The sequence below is a fragment of the Nonomuraea sp. NPDC048826 genome, from assembly GCF_043198225.1.
Classification (GTDB): Bacteria; Actinomycetota; Actinomycetes; order Streptosporangiales; family Streptosporangiaceae; genus Nonomuraea.
The window spans coordinates 131,203-153,007 of sequence record NZ_JBICUQ010000002.1; the positions used below are offsets into that span (position 1 = coordinate 131,203).

The following is a 21,805-nucleotide window of genomic DNA, read 5'->3' on the forward strand; positions in this document are numbered from 1 at the left end:
CTACCGCAGCTCGCGCTTGAGGATCTTGCCGGTGGCCGTCATCGGCAGCGCATCGCGGAACTCGACGACCCTCGGGTACTTGTAGGCGGCCATGTTCTCCTTGGCCCAGGCGATCAGCTCGTCCTCGGTGAGACTCGCGCCCTGGTTGAGGATGACGTACGCCTTGACCTCCTCGCCGTGGGAGTCGTGCGGCACGCCCACCACCGCCGCGAGCGAGACCGCCTCGTGCGTCATGAGGATCTCTTCGACCTCGCGCGGGTAGACGTTGAACCCGCCACGGATGATCATGTCCTTGGCCCGGTCGATGATCGCGTAGTAGCCGTCGGCGTCGCGGGTGGCGATGTCGCCGGTGCGGAACCAGCCGTCGCGCATGACCTCGGCGGTGGCCTCGGGCCGGCCGTGGTAGCCCTTCATGATGTTGTGGCCGCGGATCGCGATCTCGCCGGGGCCCTCGCCCTCGACCGTCTTCCAGTCGTTGTCGACCAGCTTCATCTCCACGCCCCAGATGGGGGTGCCGATGGTGCCGGCCTTGGCCTGGCGGCCCGGCTGGTTGAAGCTGGCCACGGGCGAGGTCTCGGACAGGCCGTAGCCCTCCAGGATGCCGACGCCGAAGGTCTGCTCGAAGTCCTTGAGCACCTCGACCGGGGAGGCGGAGCCGCCCGCCACCGCGATCTTCAGCGAGCTCGGCGGCTCGACGCCCTCGGCGTGGATCTTGGTCAGCATGGCCCAGTACATGGTGGGCACGCCCGCGAAGAACGTCACCTCCTCGCGGCGCATCAGCTCCAGCGCCTCGCCGGGCTCGAAGCGCGGCATGAGCACGACCTTGGCGCCCCGCAGGAAGCCGGTGTTCATGACCGTCGTCTGCCCGAAGGAGTGGAACAGCGGCAGCACGCCCAGGTAGGTGTCGCCGCCCTCGGTGCGCGGGAACATCCTGTCGCTGACCAGGGCGTTCATCAGCATGTTCTGGTGGCTCAGCTCGGCGCCCTTGGGCTGGCCGGTGGTGCCGGAGGTGTAGAGGATCACGGCCGTGTCGTCGGCCGAGGTCTGCACGGTCTCGAACTCGCCGGACATCCCGCCCAGCGCCGCCCAGAACGACTCGCCGTACTCGGACTCGGTCGCCAGCGGCGTGGCCGGGAGCACGAAGAAGTGCTCGCACCCCTCGGACGCCTCGAACCCGGCCTTGCCCCGCTCGCCCAGCGGCAGCTCGGGCGTGCCCTCGAAGCAGAACAGCGCCTTGGCGTCGCTGTCGTCCAGGTGGTAGGCGATCTCCCTGGACTGCAGCAGCACGTTGAGCGGCACCACGGTCGCGCCGGTCTTGAGGATGCCGAAGTAGACGAACGGGAAGTACGGCAGGTTGGGGCAGGAGACCGCGACCTTGTCACCCTTGCCGATGCCGCGCGAGACCAGCAGGTTGGCCACCTGGTTCGCGACTGTGTCGATCATGGAGTACGGCAGTCGCATGTCGCCGAAGACGACGGCCGTGTTCTCCGGGGTGTTCCTGGCACTGTCTTCCAGGACGATCGACAGGTTGAGCATGACGCCTTCCCTCCTTGTTGGGCCTTCCGCGACATCCTTGCATCGAGGACATACCAACCAGTAGGTAACTCAGGTTACAGATGCATATGGACGCGATGTCCCCGCTGGAGTAAGCAAGTACCAAGTTACTTGCCCCTGGGAGGGGTCATGGAGTACGACTACGTGATCGTGGGAGCCGGCTCGGCGGGATGCGTGCTCGCGGGAAGGCTCACCGCCGACCCCGAGGTGTCCGTCGCCCTCGTGGAAGCGGGAGGCCAGGACGACAAGCTCGAGATCCGCATGCCGCTCGGGTTCGCCAAACTCTTCAAGACCCCGTACGACTGGGACTACACCACCGCCAAGCAGGGCGAGATGGCCGGGCGCGAACTCTACTGGCCGCGCGGGCGGGTCATCGGCGGGTCCTCCTCGCTCAACGCCCAGATGTGGGTGCGCGGCTGCGCGCTCGACTACGACCAGTGGCAGATCCCGGGCTGGACGTACGAGGACGTGCTGCCGTACTTCCGCAAGGCCGAGCGCCGCATCGGCACCAACCACGGCGACGTCTACGGGTCCTCGGGCCCGTTGTTCATCTCCGAGCTGCGCAGCCCCAACGTCACCACCGCCGCGTTCCTCAAGGCCTGCGAGGAGCTCGGGATGCACCGGCTGCAAGAGCTCAACGGCCCCTCCAACGAGGGCTACTGCCCCACCCCGGTCACCCAGGACCGCGGCCGCCGCTGGAGCGCCGCCGACGCGTACTTACGCCCCGCGCTGAACCGCCCCAACCTCACCGTGATCACCGAGGCCACGGTGGACCGGGTCCTCGTCGAGGACGGCCGCGCCACCGGCATCGAGCACAGCGGCGGCGCCCAGATCAGGGCCAGGCGCGAGGTCATCCTGTCGGCGGGCGCCATCGGCTCCCCCCACCTGCTCATGCGCTCCGGCATCGGCGCCGGCGAGGAACTGAACGAGGCGGGCATCCCGGTCGTGCGCGACCTGCCCGAGGTCGGCAAGAACCTGCAGGACCACCTCTCCACCGGCGCCTTCGTCAGCTGCCTCAAGCCCGTCACCCTCACCAGGGCCGAGTCCGTCGCCAGCCTGCTGCGCTACCTGGTGTTCCGCTCCGGCATGCTCACCTCGAACGTGGGCGAGGCGGTCGCCTTCATCAGGACCACCCCGGAGGAGCCCGCCCCCGACATCGAGCTGATCTACGCCCCGGTGCCGTTCAAGGACCACGGCCTCACCCCGCCCCCCGGTCACGGGATGACCGTCGGCGTCGTGCTGCTGCAGCCCGAGAGCCGCGGCAAGGTCGGGCTGAGCGGCCGCGACGTGGTCATCGACCCCGCCTACCTGAGCGCCGAGATCGACCTCAAACGCCTGACGGCCGGGCTCAAGACGGCCAAGCAGGTGTTCGCCACCGGCGCGATGAAGCCGTACGCGGGCGGGCCGCTGCCTCCGTACACCATGCCGGAGAGCGACGAGGAGATCGTCCAGTGGATCCGCGAGCGCGGCGAGACCCTCTACCACCCGGTCGGCACCTGCCGGATGGGCGTGGACGAGGCGTCGGTCGTGGACCCGTCGCTGCGCGTCCGCGGCGTGGCCGGACTGCGGGTGGTGGACGTCTCCGTGATGCCGACCCTCAACCGCGGCCACACCCACGCCCCGGCGGTGATGATCGGTGAGAAGGCGGCCGACCTGATCACCAAGGGCTGATCGCCCGGGACGGTCCCCGTGCGCGGGTCCGGAATGTTAGGTTGCGCAGCTATGGAGATCAGGACCGTCCACGCCAACGGGGTGGAGTTCTCGTACCTGACCGTAGGGGACGGGCCGTTGGCACTGTGCCTGCACGGCTTCCCCGACACGGCGCACACCTGGCGCCACCTGATGCCCGCGCTCGCCGAGCGCGGCTACCGGGCCGTCGCGCCGTTCACGCGCGGCTACGCCCCGACCGAGATCCCCGCCGACGCCGCCTACGAGGGCGCCGCGCTCGCCGCCGACGCCCTCGCGCTCCACGAGGAACTCGGCGGGGACGAGCGCGCCGTCCTGGTCGGGCACGACTGGGGGGCGTTCCCCGTGTACGCGGTCGCCGACCGGTTCCGGGCGGCCGTGACCATGGCGGTCCCGCCGCCCGCCGCCGTGCTCGCCGGGCTCATGGACTACGACCAGCTCAGACGGTCGTTCTACGTGTTCCTCTTCCAGACGCCGCTGGCCGAGTCCGCCGCGTCGGCGCCCGGGTTCCTCGATCGCCTCTGGCGTGACTGGTCGCCCGGCTACGACGCGACCGACGACCTCGCCTTCGTCCGCCGGAGCATCGGGGAGCCCGCCAACCTGGCGGCGGCCATCGGCTACTACCGGGCCATGATGGGCACCACCCCGCCCTCCGGCCGCTACCCGGACCCCGGCCGGGCGGAGTCGACGCCCATCCTCTACCTGCACGGCGACCGGGACGGCTGCCTGGGGCCCGACGTGGCCAAGGAAGCCCTGCCGCACCTGCCGCCGGGCTCCCGCGCCGAGCTGGTGCCCGGCGCGGGCCACTTCCTGCACCTGGAGCGGCCGGACGTGGTCAACCGGCTCGTCCTCGACTGGCTCGCCGCCGTGCCCTGACCCGCAGCACCGCCAGTACGGGGTGCCGCCCCGACAGGCTGACCGTCAGCCGCTCCACGGTCTCGAACCCGGGCGGCTCGTCGCCGTGCCACAGCGCCACGACCAGCCCGCCGGGGGTCAGCACCCGCCGGATCTCCCGCCACAGCAGATCCGGCTCCCTGGCCAGCAGCCCGCCCGGTGGCACCTGACGACCCCACGGCGGATTCACCAGCACCCGGTCGACGCTGCGCCCGGCCACCGGCAACCGCCCGGCATCAGCCACCCCCCACCGAAACCCCGCCCCTTCCGCGCGGTGGGCATGTCCACGAACCTCCCCGACCTCCGCCCCGTCCGCGTGTCGGGCGTGTCCGCGAACCTCCCCCGCTTCTGCCACCCTCGCCACGTCCGCGCGGCAGGCGTTGGTGCGGGCGGCCTTGATGGCGGCCGGGTCGTGGTCCAGGCCCAGGAGGAGGGCTCGGGGTGCGAGGGCGGCGGCCTCGATGAGCGTGGTGCCCGCGCCGCAGCACGGGTCCAGCACCGTGCCCGCCTCACCGAGCCGGGCCAGCTCCGCCATGGCCGCGGCCAACGGCGGGTGCAGGGTGCCCGGGATCGACGCCGTCTTGTACGCCCTGCGGTGCAAGGGCCGCCCCGCGACCCGTACCGCGATCACCGCCCGCTCGCCCTCGATCGTGACCCGCCACCCGAGGCACCCCTCGGGCGGCACCGCGCCGCCCGCCCGGGAGTGGTACGGCACCCCCAGCCGCCGCGCCAGCTCCACCCCGACGGCGTCCTCGATCTCGAACCGCGTGTAGGCGCGCCGTCCCACGAACGACGCCGTGACCTCGATCCCGGCCCAGCCCTCGGGCCGTCCCGGACCTGCCGGGACCTCCCACGGCGCCGGCGCCGTACGGGCGGCCGCGGTCAGACGGCGCAGGGCCGCGCGGGCGGGCCCGACCCCGTCCACGACGGCCGCCACCAGCAGCACGTCGTCGGCCGTGCGCAGCCCTGTCAGCCCGGCCCGGGGCCCGGCGGGCTCGAACCAGACCTCACGATGGCGCAGCCCGCGCACGCGACCGCGCCGGGATGCCTGGATCTCCGCGGCGACCAGGGGTTCGATGCCACGAACCGACCTGGCCACGGCAAGAGTGTGCACGGAGGAACGCGTCCGGCGACCCTCCGCAGGTTGACGATCTCGCACCTGCGTTCTCCCACGTCGCGACCCGGGACGGCGGCAGGCCGTCCCGCATCGCCGGCGGTGGGGTCGTCCGCGACCCGCCGGCGGATCGCTAACGCAGGTAGAAGAACGTCACGCCGATCACCATAGCGACCACCTGCGGTGGGCCGCGATGGATTATTCCGGCAACTCGTACGTACGGTGTACGTGCAACCCATTGACGGGGGGCGGCCCGGGCTCGAATGATGGGGGCCATGAGCGTCCTCGACTTCGACCTGTCGGACACCCGGTTCTGGGCCAAGCCCATGGCGGAGCGCAGGCAGGCCTTCGACCTGCTCCGTCAGCGTGAGGCGCCGGCCTTCTTCGAGGAACCGGAGATCTCCTTCGCCCCGCGGGGCCCCGGCTACCACGCCCTGGTGAAGCACGCCGACATCCTCGAAGCGAGCCGCAACCCGGAGGTCTTCTGCTCCGGCGACGGCGGCGCGACGAACATCCCGGACATGCCCGCGGAGTTCACCGAGTACTTCGGCTCCATGATCAATATGGACGACCCGCGTCACGCCCGCCTGCGCCGCATCGTCTCCCGGGCCTTCACGCCCAAGATGATCAAACAGTTCGAGTCGGACGTCGACACCGCCGCCGCGAAGATCGTGGACGACCTGCTGGCCAACGGCCCCGGCTGCGACTTCGTCACCGAGGTCGCCGCCCGCCTGCCCTTGAAGATCATCTGCGACATGATGGGCATCCCGGAGCGCGACTACCAGTTCGTCTTCGAGCGGTCCAACATGATCCTCGGCGGCTTCGACCCCGAGTACGTCGGCACCGACGTCGAGGGCATCGCCGAGCGCCTGCTCACCGCGGGCATGGAGCTCCAGCAGCTCGTGCAGGACCTCGCCGCCCACCGCGCCGGCAACCCCACGACCGACCTCACCTCGTCTCTGGTCAACGCCAACATCGACGGCGAGCAGCTGACCATGCAGGAGCTCGGGTCGTTCTTCATCCTGCTCGTCGTGGCGGGCAACGAGACCACCCGCAACGCGATCTCGTACGGGCTGCGCCTGCTCACCAAGAACCCCGACCAGCGCGAGCTCTGGCGCCAGGACTTCGACAAGCACGCGCCGACCGCCGTCGAGGAGATCGTCCGCCTCGCGTCACCGGTCAACTTCATGCGCCGCAAGGTCACCCGCGACCACGTCATGAACGGCAACCCGTACCGCGCGGGCGAGAAGGTCGTGCTCTACTACTGGGCCGCCAACCGCGACGCCGAGGTCTTCGCCGACCCCGAGCGGTTCGACATCACCCGTCACCCCAACCCGCACGTCGGCTTCGGCGGGCCGGGGCCGCACTTCTGCCTCGGCGCCCACCTGGCACGCCGCGAGATCACGGTGATGTTCCGCGAGCTGCTGCGACGCGTCCCCACGATCGAGGGCCACAACCCCGACCGGCTGCACTCCAGCTTCATCAACGGGATCAAGCACATGGAGTGCGCCTTCTGACCGAACCATCGTCGGCGGACCGGCGTCTAAGCGCACAAGCCGAGAGACGCGGAGACGCCGATGAAGCGCAAACTGCTGGCCACGTTGACGATCTTAGGTGTTCTGGCGGTGACCTCGGCTCCGGTCGCCGCCGAGAACGCGAAGATCCGGCTGCCGGGCACCCGTGCCGAGCTGAACGACGCGCCCGCCCCGGTGCGGGTGGTCGGCTATGTCGTGACCGGTTCCGAGTACGAGAAGACCTACCGGAGGCAGGGCAGGACCTTCGTCAAGGTGTCGGGAAACCCGGAGGACCTGTCGCCGGACGGGCGATGGCGGGTGTCGTGGAAGTACCCGGACATTCCTCACAGGTACGTCGGCCTCACCGACACCGCCACCCCGCTCCGTAAGATCACCCTGATCGACCGGCGGTCCGGCCGGCGTACAGTGGTCCGCCTGCCGATCGGCGCGGGCGCTCCGAGCTGGTCACCGGACGGCAAGTCGCTGCTGTTCACGGCCTACCGGCAGGAACCTCCGAAAGCGGACGGGACGACCATCTACCCCACGCGGGTGGGCTTCATGATCCTGTCCGTGGCCGACCGCCGCCCGCGCCTGGTCAAGGTCGCCCCCGCCGTGCGGAGCGCGCTGATCGACCTGCACGGCCGGTTCAGCTGGATGCCCGACGGGAAGCACGTGCTGGCCGTCGAGAGCCGGGGGACAAAAGACTCTCTGGTGTCGTACGACCTCCGGGGAACGCGTAAGCGCGTGTACGGGGATGTCGGCGAGGTGGCCGACGCCCCGAACCTGGCGGCGTTCTCACCGTCAGGCAAGCGGTTCGTCACCGTGGACCAGGGCCTGCTCGGCGCCGATGACAGCATCCGCGTCATCCAGGCCGAGACCGGAGCCGTCGTCCTCCGCAGGAAGTTCGCGAGTTCCGGCGGGTTCCACGGTTGGTACGACGAGAACCACCTGATCCTGACCTACCGCGACGACAAGAGGATCGCGCGGTTCAAGGTCGTCGATCTTTCCGGCAGGCCCGGTGCCACCTTGATCAAGGAACAGATCGTGGTGGGACCGGCCTCCGAAAAGCCGCACATCACGCGTCTTTACCTCGCACGCCGGTAAGAACGCGGTCATCGCCGCCCGGTTCAGCCCTGCGAGATCAGGCGCAGCCGCTTCACGACGGTGTTGACGTCGGGCAGCAGCGACTTCCCCTCGTCCGGCACCGAGATGAAGACGATCGCGGGCACGTCGCCGCCGGTGTTGACGGCGGCGGCGACGATCGTGACCTTCTCGGTGGGCGAGGTGAGCGAGTAGGCGATCAGCCTGCCCGTGCTGTCGCCCACCTTGAGCGACTGCTGGGCGATCTTACGGACCTTGTTGCCGTCCTCGTAGAACCGCTTGCGCGCGTCGACCACGACCGCCTTGATCACCGGCTCCAGGTCGTCCGGCGAGGAGTACCTGCCCGCGAGCTTGGCCGGGAGCGGGCCGGTGAGCACCTGGGCGGCCAGGTTGTCGCCGACCATGGAGTACTGGCGCGTCTCGTACCCGTAGGTGCCCTTGACCGTGGGCCGCTCGTCCAGCCGCCAGGCGCCGCCGAGGCGCGGCACCGTGATGCCCGCCTGCTGGTCCTGGAGCGTGCCGGTCACGGGCGACGCCTTGCCCTTGTACGTGGGCAGCCGGCCGATGGTGCTGGAGGTCTTCCTCGGGGTGGCGGCGGCCGTCTGGGACGGGGTCGCCTGCGCCTCGGCCTGGCTGTCCTTGCCGCTGGCCAGCGGGCCCGCGATGAACGCCCACAGCAGCGCGATGACCAGCGCGACGGCCGCCGAGCTGGCCAGCGCGTAGATCCACAGGGGCTTGCCGGGCTCGTCGAGCGACTCCGGCTCGCCCATCGCCTGGTAGTTGTCGCCGAAGACGGTGTTCCAGAGCTCCTGCTGACGCTCCGGGGGAGGGGTGCGGGAGCCGCTGATCTGACCGGCCGTCACGAACGGGCGGTCGGGGTCGGAGGGGTCGCGGCTGAGGTTCGACCCGGGGCGGCCGTGACCACCGTGTCCGGGGTCCCCGGGACCGCCAGGCCCTTGAGGACCACCAGGACCGCCAGGTCCACCAGGGCCGCCGGGACCCTGAGGCCCGCCAGGCCCTTGGGGTCCGCCGGGGTTGTACGGCCCGCCGAATCCGCCCGGCCCGCCAGGTCCACCAGGGCCGGGACCACCAGGACCAGGCCCACCAGGACCAGGCCCACCAGGACCAGGCCCACCAGGACCAGGCCCACCAGGACCAGGCCCACCAGGACCAGGCCCACCCGGGCCGGGACCGCCGGGACCGCCAGGGCCGCCCGGTCCGCCGGGACCGCCTGGCCCGGGGTTGACCGGGGCGCCCACGCCAGCGCCTGCGTGCGCCGCCGCCGCGTAAGAACCGGAGCCGCCGGACGGGCCGTACCCGTCGGAACCCCCGTACCCACCCGAGTTGCCGGGCGCGCCGCCGTACCCCGCGGAGTTCCCCGCGGCGCCGTAGCCCTCGGCACCGCCGGAGTTCCCCACGGCGCCGTAGCCGTCGGCGCCGCCGGAGGCGCCGTACGAACCGGAATCGCCGGCCGCGCCGTACCCGCCGGACGGGCCGTACCCACCGGAGTCGCCGGACGGGCCGTACCCGTCAGAACCGCCGTACCCGCCGGACGGGCCGGAGTTGCCCGAAGGGCCGTACCCGTCGGGACTCCCGGAGCCGCCGTATCCACCGGCGCCACCCTGGGCGGGCGCACCGGGAAGCTGGCCGTACATCATCGTGTGCTCGTCGGCGGCGGCCGCGGAGCTGCGCGCGCGGCCCGGGTGGTCGTCGAGGCCGCCGGGCCCGTACGTGCCGAGCACGGCGGCGTCCGCGTCGGTGGGCACCGGGGCGGGCTGCAGGTCGGGCACCCGGTTCATGGTCATCGTCCCGTCCAGCGGGTCGCCGGGGCGGGGAGCGTCGGCCTGCTGCGGCCAGGGGGCGGGGGAGTTGAGGTTGGACCAGGCGTCGGCGGACGCGGCAGGCGGCTGGGACCAGGCCGGCACGGGGTCCTTGACCGGAGGCTCGGGCCAGGACGGCTGCGGGTCCTGCCGGTGGGACCCGGACGCGGCCCGCGGCGCCTCGGGCCACGCGGAGCCCTGCGAAGGGGCGTCGGGCCAGGCGGGCTGTCCCTGCCGGGCGTCCGGCCACGAGGGACCGGCCGGGCCGGGGGAGCCCTGCCCGGCGTCGGGCCACGCGGGGCTGGAGGGCTGCTGCTCGGGCCAGGCCGTGGGGACGTTCGGCTGCTGCTCGGGCCAGGCGGCGGGCGCCTCGTCGCGCGGCGGCTCGGGCCATGACGGCCGGGGCGCTTCCGGCCAGGCCGTGGGCACGTCCTCCCGTGGGACTTCGGGCCAGGAGGGTGGCCGGTTCGACGCTCCGGAATGCTCCGTTGCCATGAGTTCCGGCCCTCCCGAGTGCTTGTCCGGATTCGACGTACCGTGCATGATCTCATGGGATTTTCCAAGAGAGTCAGCTGGCTCCGCAGCGAAACGGGCGAAGCCGTGCGGATCGGTCGGCGGATCCTGCATCGGCAGGTCGGCCTCCGAACGTTCCGGTCCAGCTGAGTGCACCACGGTGACGAGAGTATTCTAATGGGACATATGAGGTCACAACGGATAGATCACCATCAGGTCTCGCGAGCCTGAAGGGTCCATTGTGCCCTCGCACCTCGATCGACCGCCCGCATTCAGCCGAAGACGTACGCTAGGCTTGACCTATGCGTTCCGCGACCCTGCTTCTTAGCGGGCCGCGACGGTTCTGAGAGCTCGCCGTCGCGGCTGCCCCTCGTCATGGTCACGGGGGGTTTTCTTATGGGTCCGAGTCAATCAGAAGGACAACCGCCGTGAGTGAGTACGACCCGCAGGCGTTGCAGGCCAAGTGGCAGCCGCGCTGGGAGGAGATGGACCCGTTCCGGGCGAGCGAGGACGCCGCCGATCCCCGGGAGCGGCGCTACCTGCTCGACATGTTCCCGTACCCCTCGGGCGACCTCCACATGGGTCACGGCGAGGTCTTCGCCCTCGCGGACGTCATCGCGCGCTACTGGTTCCAGCGCGGTTACAACGTGCTCCACCCGATCGGCTGGGACTCCTTCGGCCTGCCCGCCGAGAACGCCGCGATCAAGCGCGACGCCCACCCCGCCGAGTGGACCTACCGCAACATCGAGACGCAGGCCACCTCGTTCCGGCGCTACGGCATCTCCTTCGACTGGTCGCGCCGCCTGCACACGAGCGATCCTGAGTACTTCCACTGGAACCAGTGGCTGTTCAACCGGTTCTTCGAGCGCGGCCTGGCCTACCGCAAGGGCGGCCTGGTCAACTGGTGCCCCAACGACCAGACCGTGCTGGCCAACGAGCAGGTCGTGGCCGGCAAGTGCGAGCGGTGCGGCGCCGACGTCATCAGGCGCGAGCTGACGCAGTGGTACTTCAAGATCACTGATTACGCGCAGCGCCTGCTGGACGACATGGACCAGCTGGAGGGCGGCTGGCCCGAGCGCGTGATGACCATGCAGCGCAACTGGATCGGCCGGTCCGAGGGCGCCGACGTGGTCTTCGAGATCGAGGGCCGCGACGAGCCGGTGCACGTCTTCACCACCCGGCCCGACACCCTGTTCGGCGCCACGTTCTTCGTGGTCGCCGTGGACGCGGCGCTGGCCGACGAGATCGTCACCGACGAGCACCGTCCCGCCTTCGAGGCCTACCGCGCCGAGGTCGCCAAGCTGAGCGACATCGAGCGGCTGTCCACCGAGAAGGAGAAGACCGGCGTCTTCCTGGGCCGCTACGCGATCAACCCGGTCAACGGCGAGCGCATCCCCGTCTGGGCCGCCGACTACGTGCTGTCCGACTACGGCCACGGCGCCATCATGGCCGTGCCCGCCCACGACCAGCGCGACCTCGACTTCGCGCGCAAGTTCGGGCTGCCGGTGCGGGTCGTGGTCCACACCGGGCTGGCCGACCCGGGCGAGACCGGCGTCGCCACCCCCGGCGAGGGCCGGCTGGTCAACTCGGGCCCGCTCGACGGGCTGACCAAGACCGAGGCCATCGCCAAGATCATCGATGTCCTGGAGGTCGAGCGGAGGGGCCGCGGCGCGGTCAACTTCCGGCTGCGCGACTGGCTGCTGTCGCGCCAGCGCTACTGGGGCACGCCGATCCCGATCATCCACTGCCCCGACTGCGGCGAGGTGCCCGTCCCCGACGAGCAGCTGCCGGTCACCCTGCCCGACCTGCGCGGCGAGGCCCTGGCGCCCAAGGGCGTCAGCCCGCTGGCCAGCGCCACCGACTGGGTGAACGTCGACTGCCCCAAGTGCGGCGGCCGGGCCCAGCGCGACACCGACACGATGGACACCTTCGTCGACTCGTCGTGGTACTTCCTGCGTTACTGCTCGCCCGGCTACACCGACGGCCCGTTCGACGTCGAGCAGGTGCGCAAGTGGGGGCCGATCGACCAGTACGTCGGCGGCGTCGAGCACGCCGTGCTCCACCTGCTCTACTCGCGGTTCTTCACCAAGGTCCTGTACGACATGGGCATGGTCGGCTTCACCGAGCCGTTCCTGCGCCTGCTCAACCAGGGCCAGGTCATCAACGGCGGCAAGGCCATGTCCAAGTCGCTGGGCAACGGCGTCGACCTGGGCAAGCAGATCGACGACTTCGGCGTCGACGCGGTGCGCCTGACCATGGTCTTCGCCGGCCCGCCTGAGGACGACATCGACTGGGCCGACGTCTCGCCGGCCGCGTCGCAGAAGTTCCTGGCCCGCGCGCTGCGCGTGATGACCGAGGTGGCCGGCGAGCCCGGCGTCTCCTTCGACGGCGGCGACGTCGAGCTGCGCAAGGTCACCCACCACACCATCGACGAGGTCACCAAGCTGATCGAGTCGCAGCGGTTCAACGTGGCGGTGGCCCGCATGATGGAGCTGACCTCCGCCGCCCGGCGGGCGATCGACTCCGGCCCCGGCGCCGCCGACCCGGCCGTCCGCGAGGCGGCCGAGACGCTGGCCGTCATGCTGTCGCTGGTCGCCCCGTACACCGCCGAGGAGGGCTGGGAGCGGCTCGGCCACCAGGGCGGCACGGTCGCCAAGGCCGGCTGGCCGAGCGCCGACCCGGCCCTGCTGGTGCGCGACCAGGTGACCTGCGTGGTTCAGGTGGCGGGCAAGGTGCGCGACCGGCTGGAGGTCTCCCCGGAGATCGACGAGGCGGAGCTGCGTGCCCTGGCGCTGGCCTCGGAGAAGGTCCGCGCCTATCTGGAGGGCGAGCCCCGCCGCGTCATCGTGCGGGTGCCCAAGCTGGTCAACATCGTCCCCTGACGCTCTTGCGAAGGCCGCCGCACCTCGGTGTGGCGGCCTTCGTCATGCCCGGCTGACCAGCGGGGATATGCGAATCGATATCACCGATGTGCCGATATCGCTATTGGACACCGGGTGATCCGTTCTGTTTTGCTCCTTGCCCACAGTCGGGTGACGGAGAAGGGCGAACGGGACTGATGGCACGTCGGGGGACGAAGATCGTACGGCTCGTGGCCGCGGGGGCGGCGGCGGGCGTGCTCGTCGCGGGGATCACGGCGCCGGCCGTGGGCGGCGCGGGCCTGGGGTTCCTGTCAGCCGCGGAGGTGGCCGACCTGCGGCCCATCGAGCTGGCCGAACCGCCGCTGCCCGAGGTCTCGGTCATGCTGGACGCGCGGGGCAGGAAGATCGCCCACTTCTACGAGGAGTACCGCGAGATCGTCGGCCTCGACCGGGTCGCCGGGATCATGAAGAAGGCGATCGTCGCGATCGAGGACTACCGCTTCTACCAGCACGGCGCGATCGACCTCGAAGGCACGATCCGGGCCCTCGCCACGAACCTGCGGGCGGGGCAGGTGAGCCAGGGCGGGTCGAGCATCACCCAGCAGTACGTCAAGCAGGTGCTGCTCAACTCCGCCGACACCGAGGCGGAGCGCGAGGCGGCCCTGGAGTCGAGCTACGCGCGCAAGCTTCGGGAGCTGCGGTACGCGCTGGGCGTCGAGGAGAAGTACACCAAGGATGAGATTCTGGAGAAGTACCTCAACATCGCCTACTTCGGCGCCGGCGCCCACGGGATCGAGGCGGCGGCCAAGCGGTTCTTCGGCGTCCGGGCGAGCCGGCTCACGCTGCCGCAGGCGGCCACCCTGGCCGGCGCCGTGCAGGATCCGAACGCCACGGACCCGAACCTCGGCCCGAAGCACCGGGCCCGGCTGCTGAAGCGCCGCGACGTCGTGCTGAACCGGATGGCCGAGCTGGGCGTGATCACCTCGGCGCAGGCGGCCAAGGCGAAGGCCACCAAGCTCGGCTACAAGGGCAAGAAGCTCCCCGGTGGCTGCGAAGTCAGCAGATATCCGTACTTCTGTATGTACGTTCGCCAGGAGATCGCGCACAACCCCGCCTTCGGCAAGACCGCCGAAGCGCGCCTGCGCATGCTCAACGGCGGCGGGCTGACCATCAGGACCACCCTCGACCCGGCGATGCAGGCCGCCGCCGAGCGGGCCGTCAAGGGGTACGTGCGCGCGTCGGACGCCCCCGTCGCCGCCGAAGCCCTGGTCGAACCGGGCACCGGCGCGATCAGGGCCATGGCGGCGAGCAAACCCTACGGGCGGAGCAAGGCCCGGCACGAGATCTCGTACAACGTCGTCGCGGACGCCCGGCACGGCGGGGGCACGGGCTTCCAGGCGGGCTCCACCTTCAAGACCTTCACCCTGATCACCGCGCTGGGCCAGGGCATGAAGACCGACGACGGGCTGAGCGCGGGCGCGGGCTACCGGGCGCCCGGCTCCACGGCGTTCCGGAACTGCGCGGGCGAGAACGTCGGCGACCCCCGGCACACGGTCACCAACGACGAGGGCTCGCCGGGGTGGAAGACGCTGCGCACCGGCACCTGGGGCTCGGTGAACACGTTCTTCATGGAGCTGGAGCAGCGGGTCGGGCTGTGCGAGACGGTCACCACGGCCAAGTCGCTGGGCATCCGCCGGGCCGACGGCCGGCCGCTGCGCGAGTTCGAGACGTTCACGCTCGGCATCAACGAGATGGACCCGGTGACGGTGGCCGGCGCCTACGCGGCGATCGCGGCCCGCGGCCGATACTGCGCGCCGATGGCGATCACCCGGATCGTCCGCCGCGACGGCGAGGCCACCGCCTACAAGCCGGCGTGCCGCCGCGCGCTGGAGCCCGCCGTCGCGGACGCGACCGCCGACGTGCTGTCCGGCGTGTTCACGGAGGGCACGATGCGCGGCGTCGGCGGCATCGGCCGCGACGCGGCGGGCAAGACCGGCACCACCGATGGCTACGCGGCGGCCTGGTTCGCCGGGTTCACGCCCGACCTGGCGGCGGCGGTGAGCGTCGGGGACCCGCGCGGGTCACAGAGGCACCCGCTGACCGGGGTGACGATCGGCGGGCGCTACTACGGCGTGGTCGACGGGGCCGCGCTGCCCGGCCCCATCTGGAAGGACACGATGATCGGCGCGCTGAAGGGCGTGCCGCCCACCCGGTTCACGCCCATCGACCGGGACCGCTTCGACGGGTGCTCCCGCGACTGCCCGCCCGAGCCGGAGCCCCTGGACGACGAGCTGGACAGCCTGGACGAGATCACCGAGGACTGAGGTCAGAGGCGGCGCAGGGCCGGCAGCAGCTCCTTCTCCGCCCAGGCGAAGAACGGCTCCTGCTGGCCGGCGTCGATCTGGGCCAGGGCCAGGTGCGTGTAGCCGGCCTCGACGTAGGCGCGGGCCGCCTCCACGACCGCGTCCACGTCGGCGCCGCACGGCACGCTCTCCGCCACGTCCTCGGGCCTGACCGTGCCGGCCGCGGCCTCGAAGTTCACCGGGCCGGGCAGCTCGGCCATCACCTTCCAGCCGCCGACCGCCGCCCACCGCCACAGCCGGTGGGCCCGCTCCTTCGCCGCTTCCACGTCGGTGTCGTACGAGATCGCGAGCTGCCCGTACACCGGCTTGGCCGCGTCGCCGTCACCCCTGAACCGGCGCACCACGTCCGGCATCGGCTCGTTGACCACGAGGATGTCGCCGAACTCGGCCGCGATCCGCGCCGAGGAGGCGCCGGAGGCGGCGATGCCGATCGGGATGGGCTCGTCGGGCAGGTCGTAGAGCTTGGCCGAGTCGACGTCGTAGAACTCGCCCTGGAAGGTGACATAGTCGCCGCCGAACAGCTCCTTGATGATCTGCACCGCCTCGCGGAACATGCGGTGGCGGGTGTCGGCCGGCGGCCAGCCCTGGCCGACGACGTGCTCGTTGAGGTTCTCGCCCGCGCCGAGCCCGAGCGTGAACCGGCCCCCGCTCAGCACCGCCATCGTGGCGGCCTTCTGCGCCACCACCGCCGGGTGGTAGCGCATGATCGGGCAGGTCACGTACGTCATCAGCGGCAGCCGCTCGGTGGCCTGCGCCACCGCGCCGAGCACCGACCAGGCGTACGGCGAGTGGCCCATCTCCTCCAGCCACGGGAAGTAGTGGTCGGAGATGACCGCGTAGTCGAACCCGGTCTGCTCGGCCCTGGCCGCGAACTCGACCAGCTGCGGCGCGGGCGTCTGCTCGCACATGAGGGTGTAGCCGATCTCCATCGTGACGCCTTCCTACTGGCCGCGGTACGGGGACGCGACGCGGTCGCCCAGCTCCTCCAGCACCAGCCCGAGGCCGATGCCGAGCAGCCAGACGTCCTTGGCCAGCCCGAGGCCCGCGGGCGTGGGCTTGAGGCTGCCTTCCTGGCGCATGCCGGGGGTCTTGAGGTAGAGACCGATCAGCCCTCCGGCGAAGGCGGTGAGCGCCGCCCCGGCCACCAGCGAGGGCACCATCGGCGCCAGCAGCGCGACACCCAGCGCGACCTCGGCCTTGGACAGCAGGTCGGTGAACGTCCGCGGGTCGTGCTTGCCCAGGAAGGGGTAGGTGCCGACGGCCATGCCGTGGGTGCCGGTCGCGGTCTGCTCGTCGGCCTCGGCCTTGCCGATGCCGGAGTTCAGGATGAAGACCCCGGCCGCCACTCGTGGCGGGATCTGGTGGGGACGGGCGAAGATGCGCATGAATGCCTCCCGAAGATGCGTCGCGAGACCTCCTTCCCAGGCTTTATCGCGACATCCTGGATTGTGTCCGGTTTTGACCCTGACTTCATCGGTCGCGGAGCATCGGGGGAGTGGCATCGGGAGCCCCCGGCGGAAAACCTGTCATCGCCTCGGCGGGGCGCGCACTAATGTCTAGCTGTGACAACTGGCGCATACCTGAGATACCCCCATCTGTCCGGTGACCTGGTCACCTTCGTCGCCGACGACGACGTCTGGCTCGCTCCGATCGCCGGCGGACGCGCGTGGCGGTTCACCGCCGACCGCACCCCCGTGTCGAACCCCCGCTTCTCGCCCGACGGCACCCACATCGCCTGGACCAGCACCCGCGAGGGCGCCCCCGAGGCGTTCGCGGCCGAGCTCGACGGGCCGGAAGGCCGGCGGCTCACCCACTGGGGCAGCGCGTCGACCCAGGTGCGCGGATGGAGCGCCGACGGCCGGGTGCACGTGGTCAGCGCCACGGGACAGGGCGGACGCATCAGGACCTGGGCGCACGCCGTCCCGCTCGACGGCGGCCCGGCCACCCGCCTGCCGTACGGATGGGTGAGCGACCTGGCTGTCAGCGGCGACAGGGTGGTGACGGTCTCGCCCATCTGGCGCGAACCCTCCCAGTGGAAGCGCTACCGCGGCGGCACCGCCGCCAAGATCTGGATCGACGCCGACGGCACCGGAGAGTTCGCCCGCCTGTTCGCCGACGACCCGGCCCAGCACTGGGCCGCCATGTGGATCGGCGACAGGATCGCCTTCGTCGCCGACCCCGACGGCGTCGGCAACGTCCACTCCGCCCTGCCCGACGGCTCGGACCTGCGCCGGCACACCGGCCATGAGGACTTCTACGTCCGCCACGCCGCCACCGACGGCGAGCGGATCGTCTACAGCCACGGCGGCGACCTGTGGCTGCTGGAGAGCCTCGACGCGGAACCGTACCGGCTCGACATCAAGCTCGGCGGGCCGCGTCCGGGCCGCGCCAGGCGCCCGGCCCCCGCCCGCGCCGGCGGGTTCTCCCCCGACCAGACCGGCCGCGCCAGCGCCGTCGAGATCCGTGGCACCGCCCACTGGATCACCCACCGCGACGGCCCCGCCGGCACGCTCCGCGCCGAGCCCGGCGTCCGGGTCCGGCTGCCGCGCGTGCTCGACTCCGACGGCCGCGCCATCTGGGTGTCCGACGCCACCGGCGAGGACGGCCTGGAGATCGGCACCCCCGGCGGCGAGATCCGCACGCTCGCCGCCGGCGAACTCGGCCGCGTGCTCGCCCTGGCCGCCTCGCCCGACGGGAAGCACGCCGCCGTCGCCACCCACGACGGCAGGCTCCTCGTCGTCGACGTCGAGACCGGCGCGCAGCGCGAACTGGACCGCACCTCCCACGGCGACATCAGCGGGCTCACCTTCTCGCCCGACTCCGCCTGGCTGGCCTGGGTGCACCCGCACAAGGAGCCGCTGTCGCAGATCAAGATGGGCCGCGTCGACGGCACCTCCACCATCGAGGTGACGCCGCTGCGCTTCGCCGACTACGACCCGGTCTTCACCCGCGACGGCAAGCACCTGGCGTTCCTGTCGGTGCGCACGTTCGACCCGGTGTACGACGCGCACGTGTTCGACCTGTCGTTCCCCGTCGGCTGCCGCCCGTACCTGGTGCCCCTGCGCGCCACCACCCCCTCCCCGTTCGACCCCAGCCTGCAGGGGCGGGGCTTCAACGGCGAGGACGACCACCCGCCGGCGGAGGAGAAGAAGAAGGACGACGCGCCGCCGCGCACCGAGGTCGACCCCGAAGGGCTCGCCGCCCGCGTGGTGCCCGTGCCGGTCCCGGCCGGGCGCTACGGCAACCTGCGCACCGCCAAGGACGCGCTGCTCTGGCTGCGGCACCCGCTCGCCGGCCGGCTCGGCGACGGCACCGAGCCCGCCGCCGAGGTCGTGCTGGAACGCTACGACCTGAAGAAGCGCGCCAAGGCCGAGCTGGGCAAGGAGTTCCGCGCCTTCGAGGTGAGCGGCGACGGCACCCGGCTCGTGGTCAGCGGCAAGAACGGCCTGCAGACCCGCTCGGCGGGCGAGGGCGACGAGGTCGTCACCATCGAGCTCGACCGGGTCTCCGTCCAGCTCGACCCGGTCGCCGAATGGCGGCAGGGTTACCACGAGGCCGGGCGGCTCATGCGCGACCACTTCTGGCGCGCCGACATGAACGGCGTCGACTGGCAGGACGTCCTCGACCGCTACGCGCCGCTCGCCGACCGGATCGGCGCCTACTCGGAGCTGATCGACCTGCTCTGGGAGGTGCAGGGCGAGCTCGCCACCTCCCACGCCTACGCCATCGGCAACGGCGCAGCCGTCGACCCGCGCCGCCGCCAGGGCCTGCTCGGCGCCGACCTGGCCCGCGACGAGGACGGCACCTGGCGGGTCACCCGCATACTCCCCGGCGAGTCGTCCGACCACGACGCGCGCTCCCCGCTCCTCGCGCCCGGCGTCGCGGTCCGCCCCGGCGACGCCCTCGTCGCCGTCAACGGCCGGCCCGTCGACCCGGCGCAGGGGCCGCTCCCGCTCCTGGCGGGCACCGCGAACCAGCCCATCCAGCTGACCGTCCGCCCCGCCACCGGCGGCGAGCCCCGCAAGGTCGTGGTCACCCCGATCGCCGACGAGACCCGGCTGCGCTACCACGACTGGGTCGAGGGCCGGCGCGCCTTCGTCCGCGAGGCGTCCGGCGGGCGGCTCGGCTACCTGCACGTGCCCGACATGGTGGCGTCCGGGTGGGCGCAGTTCCACCGCGACCTGCGTACCGAGATGGCCCACGACGGGCTCGTCGTGGACGTGCGCGAGAACGGCGGCGGGCACGTGTCCGAGCTGGTCCTGGAGAAGCTGTCGCGCAAGGTCACCGGCTGGATGCGGGCGCGCGGCCACCAGCCGATGCGCTACCCCGAGGACTCCCCGCGCGGGCCCGTCGTCACCGTCACCGACGAGTTCGCCGGCTCCGACGGCGACATCGTCAGCGCCGGCATCAAGAACCGCGGCATCGGCCCGCTCGTCGGCGTCCGCACCTGGGGCGGCGTGATCGGCATCGACTCGCGCTACTCGCTGGTCGACGGCACCGTGGTCACCCAGCCGCGGTACTCGTTCTGGCTGGAGGGACACGGCTGGGGAGTGGAGAACCACGGCGTCGACCCGGACGTCGAGGTCGTGATCACTCCCCAGGACCGGACCGCCGGGCGTGACCCCCAGCTGGAGAAGGCCGTGGAGCTGGCCCTCGCCGCCCTGGAGGAGCGCCCGGCCGCCACCCCGCCCGACCTCCCGCCCATCCCGTAGCGCGCGCCCTCAGGGCGTCACGGTGTTGATCCTGCGCAGGATCTCGGCGAGCACGGGTTCCGTGGTGGCGAAGTTCAGCCGGACGAACGTCTCGCCGCCCGGCCCGAACACCGCGCCGTCACTGAGCAGCACCTTCGCCTCCCGCTCCAGCCGCTCCGCCACCCCTGGCCGGCCGTACTCCAGCCAGGCCAGGTAGGTGGCCTGCGGGATGCGGTACGTGACGCCCTCGGGCAGGTGTCCGGCGATGGCGTGCCGGTTGCGGTCGAGCAGCGCGACCGTGTCCGCCAGCCAGGCGTCGCCGTGCCGCCAGGCGGCGACCGTCGCATCCACGCCGAACACGTGCGCCGAGCCGAAGAGGAACGGCGGCTGCTCGTCCAGCGCCTTGCGCGCCTCGGGGGAGCCGACGTGGGCCACCGAGCAGCGGATGCCGCCCAGGTTGAACGCCTTCGTGGCCGAGGTGAGGGTGATCGTCCGCTCGGGGAGGATCGTGCCGAACGGGATGTGCCGATTCGGCTCGTACACCAGATCGGCGTGGATCTCGTCGGCGATGACCAGCAGGCCGTGCCGTTCGGCCAGCTCGGCGAGCTCCTCCAGCTCGGCGCGGGTGAAGACGCGGCCGGTCGGGTTCTGCGGGTTGACCAGGAGCAGGACCTTGCACCCGGTTAGATCGGGGATCTCGGCGCGCCACGAGTCTCCGTCCGGCACCAGCCGGATGGGACGCACCGGCCGGTCCATGGCCTCCAGCGTGCCGAGGAACGGGTGGTAGGCGGGTATGTGCAGCGCCACCCCGTCCCCCGGCTCCGTCCACACGTGCAGCAGCACCTGAAGCGCCTGATTGATGTCGGTGTAGGAACGGACCAGGCCGGGATCGGGCTCCCAGCCGTAGCGGGCGGCCATCCGCTCGGCGAACGCCTCGGCGAGCGGCCCGCTCGTAGGACTGTCGAGCCACGGCGGATAGCCGAGGTCGCCCTCCGCGCGGCGGCGCAGCGCCTCGGCCACCGCGGGGGCGGTGGGCAGATCCATGTCCGCGACCCAGGCGGGGAGGACACCCGGGCCGGCCTTCGCCCACTTGAGCCCGTCGTTACGTGCTCTGAACGCTTCACCGGCGACTCTGTCACTCATCCAGACATTCTAGGAATGCCCGCTTTTCGCGATCTCGGCGGGAGTCCGTCGTACGGATCAGCGACGGCCCACGGCCTCCCACAACCAGGCCGTACGCTCGCGCCGCCCCCACGCGATCACCCCGCTCACCACGAGCAACGCGAGCGGCACCACCACCGGCCCGCCGCTCACGAACGCCTCGCTCAGCGTCGCCCCCGCCATCAGCCCGGTCAGCGCCAGCGCCGCCGCCCCGGCCAGCGCCGGCACCAGCAGCGCCACCGCCCCTGCCACCTCCAGTACCCCAACCAGCTGCCGGAACCAGTCACCCCACCCGATCGCCTCGAACGTCGACACCGAAGGCTCCGCCCCGGCGAACTTGCCCAACGCCGCCAACAGGAAGCACCCGGCCGCCACCACCTGCAACACCCACAGCCCGGCCCCCGCGAGGCGCCTCGTCTTGATCGTCTCCATGCCTTCGACGCTACGGACCCTGACCGGCTGCCGGAATGCGGCTGAATACCGGGCAATGGGGGAGCTAGATGCACTTGTACGAGAGCGCGCCGTGTGCGACG

Annotated in this window: 14 protein-coding genes; 7 read left to right on the forward strand and 7 right to left on the reverse strand. The window is 71.6% G+C overall.

Annotated features, from left to right (window positions below; genetic code table 11):
• On the reverse strand, positions 1-1,536 hold the full coding sequence (locus ACGFI7_RS06365) for a long-chain fatty acid--CoA ligase (protein ID WP_393399885.1): 1,536 nt from the start codon (positions 1,534-1,536) through the stop codon (positions 1-3).
• A 147-nt stretch (positions 1,537-1,683) separates the two neighbouring features.
• On the opposite strand from ACGFI7_RS06365, the gene ACGFI7_RS06370 reads away from it, so the two are divergent.
• Both ACGFI7_RS06370 and ACGFI7_RS06375 read left to right on the forward strand, forming a co-directional pair.
• The gene (locus tag ACGFI7_RS06370; RefSeq protein WP_393399887.1) at positions 1,684-3,225 is read left to right on the forward strand and encodes a GMC family oxidoreductase; all 1,542 of its coding nucleotides are present in this window, start codon (positions 1,684-1,686) and stop codon (positions 3,223-3,225) included.
• A 51-nt stretch (positions 3,226-3,276) separates the two neighbouring features.
• Entirely contained in the window at positions 3,277-4,116 is an 840-nt protein-coding gene (locus ACGFI7_RS06375; RefSeq protein ID WP_393399889.1) for an alpha/beta fold hydrolase, read from the forward strand.
• Here the strand turns inward: ACGFI7_RS06375 and ACGFI7_RS06380 are convergent.
• Complete coding sequence (locus tag ACGFI7_RS06380; protein ID WP_393399891.1) at positions 4,076-5,233, reverse strand: TRM11 family SAM-dependent methyltransferase; 1,158 nt, start codon at positions 5,231-5,233, stop codon at positions 4,076-4,078. The genes ACGFI7_RS06375 and ACGFI7_RS06380 overlap by 41 nt on opposite strands.
• Before the next feature lie 290 nt (positions 5,234-5,523).
• Between ACGFI7_RS06380 and ACGFI7_RS06385 the strand changes: the two genes are divergently transcribed.
• Together ACGFI7_RS06385 and ACGFI7_RS06390 are read left to right on the forward strand one after the other, a co-directional pair.
• Positions 5,524-6,765 carry a cytochrome P450 gene (locus ACGFI7_RS06385; RefSeq protein WP_393399893.1) on the forward strand — a complete coding sequence of 414 codons (1,242 nt, stop codon included), beginning with the start codon at positions 5,524-5,526 and terminating at the stop codon, positions 6,763-6,765.
• Between the two features lie 60 nt (positions 6,766-6,825).
• Positions 6,826-7,866 (forward strand): TolB family protein, encoded by a 1,041-nt coding sequence (locus ACGFI7_RS06390; RefSeq protein WP_393399895.1) that lies wholly within the window; start codon positions 6,826-6,828, stop codon positions 7,864-7,866.
• 23 nt (positions 7,867-7,889) lie between these two features.
• Here ACGFI7_RS06390 and ACGFI7_RS06395 read toward each other — a convergent pair whose 3' ends face one another.
• Positions 7,890-10,112 carry a hypothetical protein gene (locus ACGFI7_RS06395; protein WP_393399897.1) on the reverse strand — a complete coding sequence of 741 codons (2,223 nt, stop codon included), beginning with the start codon at positions 10,110-10,112 and terminating at the stop codon, positions 7,890-7,892.
• A 512-nt stretch (positions 10,113-10,624) separates the two neighbouring features.
• On the opposite strand from ACGFI7_RS06395, the gene leuS reads away from it, so the two are divergent.
• Complete coding sequence (gene leuS / locus ACGFI7_RS06400) at positions 10,625-13,078, forward strand: leucine--tRNA ligase (protein ID WP_393399899.1); 2,454 nt, start codon at positions 10,625-10,627, stop codon at positions 13,076-13,078.
• Between the two features lie 176 nt (positions 13,079-13,254).
• The gene (locus ACGFI7_RS06405) at positions 13,255-15,381 is read left to right on the forward strand and encodes a transglycosylase domain-containing protein (RefSeq protein ID WP_393399901.1); all 2,127 of its coding nucleotides are present in this window, start codon (positions 13,255-13,257) and stop codon (positions 15,379-15,381) included.
• A 2-nt stretch (positions 15,382-15,383) separates the two neighbouring features.
• On the opposite strand, the gene ACGFI7_RS06410 is transcribed toward ACGFI7_RS06405, so the two are convergent.
• Positions 15,384-16,349 (reverse strand): TIGR03557 family F420-dependent LLM class oxidoreductase, encoded by a 966-nt coding sequence (locus tag ACGFI7_RS06410; protein ID WP_393399903.1) that lies wholly within the window; start codon positions 16,347-16,349, stop codon positions 15,384-15,386.
• 12 nt (positions 16,350-16,361) lie between these two features.
• Entirely contained in the window at positions 16,362-16,805 is a 444-nt protein-coding gene (locus ACGFI7_RS06415; RefSeq protein ID WP_393399906.1) for a hypothetical protein, read from the reverse strand.
• Between the two features lie 177 nt (positions 16,806-16,982).
• On the opposite strand from ACGFI7_RS06415, the gene ACGFI7_RS06420 reads away from it, so the two are divergent.
• Positions 16,983-20,132 (forward strand): PDZ domain-containing protein, encoded by a 3,150-nt coding sequence (locus tag ACGFI7_RS06420; protein ID WP_393399909.1) that lies wholly within the window; start codon positions 16,983-16,985, stop codon positions 20,130-20,132.
• A 9-nt stretch (positions 20,133-20,141) separates the two neighbouring features.
• Here the strand turns inward: ACGFI7_RS06420 and ACGFI7_RS06425 are convergent, their stop codons facing one another.
• Both ACGFI7_RS06425 and ACGFI7_RS06430 read right to left on the reverse strand, forming a co-directional pair.
• Entirely contained in the window at positions 20,142-21,254 is a 1,113-nt protein-coding gene (locus tag ACGFI7_RS06425; RefSeq protein ID WP_393399912.1) for a MalY/PatB family protein, read from the reverse strand.
• A 57-nt stretch (positions 21,255-21,311) separates the two neighbouring features.
• Positions 21,312-21,704: a DoxX family protein gene (locus ACGFI7_RS06430; protein ID WP_393399915.1), complete on the reverse strand. Its 393-nt coding sequence runs from the start codon at positions 21,702-21,704 to the stop codon at positions 21,312-21,314.
• Positions 21,705-21,805 lie beyond the last annotated feature (101 nt).

What these genes read in the sequence shown, in the direction of transcription:
- ACGFI7_RS06365 (WP_393399885.1), bottom strand. Translation starts at nt 1,536, where the DNA reads ATGCTCAACCTGTCGATCGTCCTGGAAGACAGTGCCAGGAACACCCCG.
- ACGFI7_RS06415 (WP_393399906.1), bottom strand. Translation starts at nt 16,805, where the DNA reads ATGCGCATCTTCGCCCGTCCCCACCAGATCCCGCCACGAGTGGCGGCC.
- ACGFI7_RS06390 (WP_393399895.1), top strand. Translation starts at nt 6,826, where the DNA reads ATGAAGCGCAAACTGCTGGCCACGTTGACGATCTTAGGTGTTCTGGCG.
- ACGFI7_RS06425 (WP_393399912.1), bottom strand. Translation starts at nt 21,254, where the DNA reads ATGAGTGACAGAGTCGCCGGTGAAGCGTTCAGAGCACGTAACGACGGG.
- ACGFI7_RS06410 (WP_393399903.1), bottom strand. Translation starts at nt 16,349, where the DNA reads ATGGAGATCGGCTACACCCTCATGTGCGAGCAGACGCCCGCGCCGCAG.
- ACGFI7_RS06430 (WP_393399915.1), bottom strand. Translation starts at nt 21,704, where the DNA reads ATGGAGACGATCAAGACGAGGCGCCTCGCGGGGGCCGGGCTGTGGGTG.
- ACGFI7_RS06405 (WP_393399901.1), top strand. Translation starts at nt 13,255, where the DNA reads ATGGCACGTCGGGGGACGAAGATCGTACGGCTCGTGGCCGCGGGGGCG.
- ACGFI7_RS06370 (WP_393399887.1), top strand. Translation starts at nt 1,684, where the DNA reads ATGGAGTACGACTACGTGATCGTGGGAGCCGGCTCGGCGGGATGCGTG.
- ACGFI7_RS06375 (WP_393399889.1), top strand. Translation starts at nt 3,277, where the DNA reads ATGGAGATCAGGACCGTCCACGCCAACGGGGTGGAGTTCTCGTACCTG.
- ACGFI7_RS06385 (WP_393399893.1), top strand. Translation starts at nt 5,524, where the DNA reads ATGAGCGTCCTCGACTTCGACCTGTCGGACACCCGGTTCTGGGCCAAG.